At 35.6% G+C, this 5,067-nt stretch carries 7 protein-coding genes and 1 pseudogene; all 8 read right to left on the reverse strand.

Going from position 1 to position 5,067, the window contains the following annotated elements; translation table 11 throughout:
- Window positions 1–37: 37 nt before the first annotated feature.
- Window positions 38–721 carry a hypothetical protein gene (locus GHI93_RS12650; protein WP_153497347.1) on the reverse strand — a complete coding sequence of 228 codons (684 nt, stop codon included), beginning with the start codon at window positions 719–721 and terminating at the stop codon, window positions 38–40.
- 3 nt (window positions 722–724) lie between these two features.
- On the reverse strand, window positions 725–1,516 hold the full coding sequence (locus GHI93_RS12655) for a phage replisome organizer protein (RefSeq protein WP_153497348.1): 792 nt from the start codon (window positions 1,514–1,516) through the stop codon (window positions 725–727).
- A gap of 188 nt (window positions 1,517–1,704) precedes the next feature.
- Window positions 1,705–2,481 carry a PD-(D/E)XK nuclease-like domain-containing protein gene (locus GHI93_RS12660; protein WP_153497349.1) on the reverse strand — a complete coding sequence of 259 codons (777 nt, stop codon included), beginning with the start codon at window positions 2,479–2,481 and terminating at the stop codon, window positions 1,705–1,707.
- A pseudogene (locus GHI93_RS12665) lies at window positions 2,481–3,293 on the reverse strand (recombinase RecT); the annotation flags it as partial. The gene GHI93_RS12660 and the pseudogene GHI93_RS12665, both read right to left, overlap by 1 nt.
- A gap of 80 nt (window positions 3,294–3,373) precedes the next feature.
- Complete coding sequence (locus GHI93_RS12670; RefSeq protein WP_153497351.1) at window positions 3,374–3,646, reverse strand: hypothetical protein; 273 nt, start codon at window positions 3,644–3,646, stop codon at window positions 3,374–3,376.
- Window positions 3,647–3,705: 59 nt separating this feature from the next.
- Entirely contained in the window at window positions 3,706–3,966 is a 261-nt protein-coding gene (locus GHI93_RS12675; protein ID WP_153497352.1) for a helix-turn-helix transcriptional regulator, read from the reverse strand.
- A 13-nt stretch (window positions 3,967–3,979) separates the two neighbouring features.
- The gene (locus GHI93_RS12680; protein ID WP_153497353.1) at window positions 3,980–4,765 is read right to left on the reverse strand and encodes a BRO family protein; all 786 of its coding nucleotides are present in this window, start codon (window positions 4,763–4,765) and stop codon (window positions 3,980–3,982) included.
- 12 nt (window positions 4,766–4,777) lie between these two features.
- Window positions 4,778–4,999: a helix-turn-helix transcriptional regulator gene (locus GHI93_RS12685; RefSeq protein WP_343030379.1), complete on the reverse strand. Its 222-nt coding sequence runs from the start codon at window positions 4,997–4,999 to the stop codon at window positions 4,778–4,780.
- Window positions 5,000–5,067: the final 68 nt, after the last annotated feature.

Below are 5,067 nucleotides of genomic sequence, written 5' to 3' on the forward strand. Positions count from 1 at the left end.
TTGCTGTTGTGTAGTTGGCATCTTTTCCAGTTCAAATTCAAACTTCATTTCTTCTTCCTTTACTATCTAACCCCATTATTTGCGCAGATTTTAGCCTATATTTAAGCTTTATAGGCATATCATCAAGTCTGCTTTCACTTTCTGGAATAGTAAGAATCATGAATGATGCGTTGTCCTTACACGTCAGCATCATGTTATATACCGACTCCTCTTGGCTTTCTGAAAAGTCAGCGAGTGAGTCAATGATGACTAAGTCCGCAATTTCAATCTCATGCTTTAGCTTCAAAAACTTTTGCTTTTCCTCGTCGCTCATGAAACGGTGTGTCATTTGTTCGCAGTATTTTCGAGTATTTACGATTTTAACCTTGATTTCTCTTCCAACATTTTGGATAATCCACGATTTCATGTTATCTGCAGCAACAACGCTCAACTCGTCGTTAAATGAGTACTTGACAATAACGTCTTTTTTAAGGTCAATCCCCTTTTTATGCTTGAATTCAGCAATTGAACTCACTCTTACTGATTCTTCTGGCTTTCTTCCGAAACATTGCGGGCAAACTCTAGGAGTATACCAATGTCCGCCAATTCCTTTCCCGTTTGAATCATGTCCATCATAAGACCATACTGGCTCATTTCTTCCAAGCAAGTGGCATCCATGCTCTGGACATACTTCTTCAAGCTCAATAGGAGTGATTACTTCTCCATTAACTTTAACTTCCATTAATTAAATCCACTTCTTCTTTTTAGCTACTTTTTTAACTTCTGGCATTTCTTGGTAATCTCCAAATAGCGCATTTTTTATGAATTCATACGCATTAACGCTGTATTGATGAGATTTATCATCTGGATTATCAAGAACATAGAACTTTACATAGTTTTCAGCACCAATAATCGCTTCATCTTTTTGGAAAGGTGGCAACGTCATGAATTCTTGAAGCGCCATCGCTCTTTTATTTCCATTTTTTCTAGCAAATTGATGAAAGATAGAGAAATAGCGAGCGAATTTTTCATCAATATTTGTTTCTCTCTCTATCTCTTTTTCTTTTTCTTTTTCTAATTCTATCTCTAATTCTATTTCTTTCTCTATCTCTGTTGGAGCTTGGTTGGAACTGGTTAGAAGTTGGTTGGAAATTGGTTGGAAATTTTCCAACTTTTTATCCCTTTTATATTTATTCCAATTTGTTTCCTGTCCTATAAGCATTGGAACTTGAAGCATTTCTGCACTTCCGTCATCCCCTATTTGCAATAAACCTGCTTTTTGGAAGTAATCTATAGCCAATCTGACATCATCAAGCTTTTCATCAAGATTTAATACAATTTCTTGAGCTATATCTTGCAAAGTTCCTTCGTAATAAATAACACCATTATTTGGCAATGAAGAAAGTAACATTTGCTGGTAAATTATTACTAAAGTATCCCCTCCAGAAACTGTTTTTCTTAAATTTTTAATTGCTAGATTTTTGAAGAAGTTTTCATCTAGCTTTATCCAAAAGTATATTTTTGTTTTACTTGCCAAAAATTTTTCCTTTCATATAACGGGGTTGCGGCGTTCCTGCACTCTTCTGACTTACGGCTACCGCTGTATTAAGCTCATTACATCAGCGCCCCTTGACTAAATACGGTCTCTACCTCGTCCAAAAAGTAGTGGAATATGCTTCCTCTGACCTAGCTTAAGTTTAACGATGATTAAGCTTGCTCATGGTTTTAAATTAATTCTGTGATTGATATTGTGTGAGTGTTTAACTTTGTAGCCTTGCAATAATTGCAGCGCTCACAACGTTTTGGCTCTCTACCGTTTAATACTTCGATATATTTTTCAGAAGCCTCTTGCACCTCTAGCAGTGAATCATCTAACCATTCTTGAGGTATCGTGATACCTGAACTATCTGGAAACGTTTCTTTCGTAATAGCATAAATTACAGGTTGAATATTTTTACCGATTTTTTCATCGTCAGACTGCCTAAGAAGTTCTTGATAAATAGCCATTTGCCAAAGATATTTTCTCGATTCAATCCAATGAATTTTTCTATGCTCTGATTCAGACCATTCTTTTTCGTAAATAGAGCCTCGTATTGTTTTTATGTCAATGAAAATATTTTTCTCTAAATTCAAACAATCTAAGAACCCGTGAAAATTTATATCGTTTATTTTCCCAAAAATTTCAAGCTCTTTAGAACCCTTATAAATAGCTTTAAATAGAGGGTCGCTGCCTAATCTATTAACCATCTTTTCAGCAATCTGAAACTGAGATTTTAATTTTCCAACTTTTGTAAACATATCAGATTCATGTTCTTTTTTGAATTCATCAAGTGCTTCCTTGCTTTCGAAATACTTATGAACGAAACTACCTGCATTCATTGCTTCGATTGTAGATGGAGAAAATGTAGATTTCCTATCCCATTCATTGTTCATTACGGCTACGGCTTCAGCTTCGCATTCGTGAAAAGATTTAATTCCAGAAAAACTTAAAGTTTTTTTCATTATTCTTTACCTACTGGAAATAGCTCTTCAATTGCGTTATCTTGAAGTACGCCTTCATTACTTTCTTGGTATGATTCTTCATTCTTCACTTCTGAATTAACTGATTCATCAATTGAAATAATAGGTTCATCTTGAGTAACATCTCTAGCATTTTCAAAATGCTCACTATCATCTTCTGTTATTGCCGTTTGAATCATTTTTGATTCAATAGATGCTGGGGCGTACGTGGTAAGCATTGCTTTTAAAACTGTTTTTTTAGCCATTGCATCAAAGTGGTCTCGCCATGGTCCATTAGATGATTTTACAAACTTTTTCTTATGAGCCATCACTTGTTCTTTAGACCAGTACAAAACTTTTTTGAATCCGTTGGCTAATTTCATACTTGCAAAATATCCAACTACGTCTCCGCTTGCTTGCTGAGTAAAATCAAGTTCTAGTTCTTCAAAAAGAGGGTCGTAGCTGATAAATTGGCTTTCATATACGATTCCACAGTTTAGTCCTGTGAGTTGACCGCTTCTAAGCGCTAATTGAATAAACCCTTTATATCCGATTTGAAACTGCGCTTCAGCACCGTAAGGGATAACATAAGCAAATCCAAGGCTTGGCTCAATTGGTAAATCAAGAGTAGCTGCTTTCATCGCTGCAGTCATTACGCTGTTCGCATTAGCATTTTTTAAATTTGAATTGCCAACTACTGAAAGCAAGCTTGCGACGAACCCGTCTGTTTTTTTGCCTAATACTTCTTCAAACTTCTTTTTGACCTCTGCGCTTTTAAGGGTCTGTTGTGTTTTTGTTATTTGATTTGCCATTTTACTTCTTCCTTTTTCGTTTGATTTGTGCTATAATATAGACAAACTTTTTTTACAAGCCCCATCCTCATGGGGTTTTCCTTTTACCATGAAGCAATTTTCGTTGCATCATTCATTTTCTTACGTGAATCATCATTTTTACATCTGATTTCAAGCTCTTGCATCAACACTGCATTGAACTCTTCAAGCGCTGCGAACTTGTCCAGCATGATTTCATAGCACTCTTTGAAGTCATCACGGCTTTCAGCCACTTTGTTTAACTCATCTTGCAACTCTTTATAGTCACTAGCTAACTTGTCGTAATCGGCAAGTTTTTGTTCTTCTTCAAATGTTCGTGTGGTTATTAGTCTTCTCATTTTTGTTTTTCCTTTTCTAGCGGAGCACCGCATTATTAAATTAACTATGTATATGTAAGTCATGCTTTCTTTTTAGGTTTAGGAAGCAAGCCTTTTTCTTCTAGCTTCCTTTTTTCAATATGGTATTCCGGTGTGTGGACATATCTAAGAAAATCGCATAGTTCTTTATAGCGAATTTTACGACCTCCGAGAAAAATACCTGAACTGAAACCTTTCATAAGTTGCATTTCCTTTTTTCTGGTATATATCGTTCTGGTTGTATAACCAAACTCAGCTGCAATCTCGCTTGTTGTCAAATAATCGTCTGGCTGGTATTTCATTTAAAGTTCCTTTCTAGCTAGCCTTATACTCGTTTAAAAGTAAATTGAATGTTTCTCTGCCTGTCGGAGTAACTAGCGTTTGAGCGCCTTTCCATGAGCTTGTGGCTCCCTTGCTCTCTTTAATTTCAAATAAATCATTATTATATTGAGCATATGGCATAAGTTTATTTTTCTTGTCACGGTAAATATATTTATTTTCCAAAAGCCAATCAATTAGTTGCTTTTGACCAACTTTAAGCATTTTGGCAGTATCTCGAAAACTAGTTAATAAATTTCTCTCAACTAAATCATCAAAGTACTGTGCTTTAGGCTGCATGATTTGGTTTTCAACAGCAAGTGTTGAGTTCAATGCTCTAAGTTGTGCCTTTTCTTCTCTCTCCTGTTTGAGTTGTGTAGCAAGATTGATAAGCGTATCGGGATTAAGCAATGCTTCTTCGAGTTTTGAATCCGTCATGTATGCTCCGTGCTTGCGTATTGTTGGGAGGACTTCGTGAGTAATCCAGCGTTTGAATTGCCGGGCTTTTTCTTTAATTTCTTGATTTTTACCTTGTTTTGATGCTCCAAGAATCAAGTTATATAAACCAGATTCATTGACGACTACCATATTTCGCTTTTGACCTGAGGTCGTAATTTGCGACCCCAGCTTATCTTCGTCATCAACATGCTTCAATAATGCATCTTTTGTATTTGAGTAACCGAGTATTTCTGCCACATCTTTTCCGACAAACCATGGTTCATCGTCAATAAGTACTGTTCGTACTGGCAAATTGTTAAAATTAAAATTTTGTAATTCGTTCATGTTATCGCCTTTCTAGCTAGCTTTTTCTTTTATACTGTTTAAACCGTATGTTTTTCCTAAAAAAATAAAATCCATAGGATAACGATATATTTCAGACAACTCAATTAGCAATCCTGTTGGAATGTTCTCACTATCCTTTTCATAGCTTAGAATAGTTTGGTAGTGCTTTTTGACAATTTCTCCAACTTCTTTGGCAGAGTAACCAGCGTTAACTCGTGCAGCCTTAAGCGATATTTTTGGAGGTAATTTTTTTGTAATTTCTTCAGCCATATTGGCTCCTTTCTGATTAATGTGTGATATAA

The organism is Lactococcus hircilactis (assembly GCF_009601015.1).
Lineage (GTDB): Bacteria > Bacillota > Bacilli > Lactobacillales > Streptococcaceae > Lactococcus > Lactococcus hircilactis.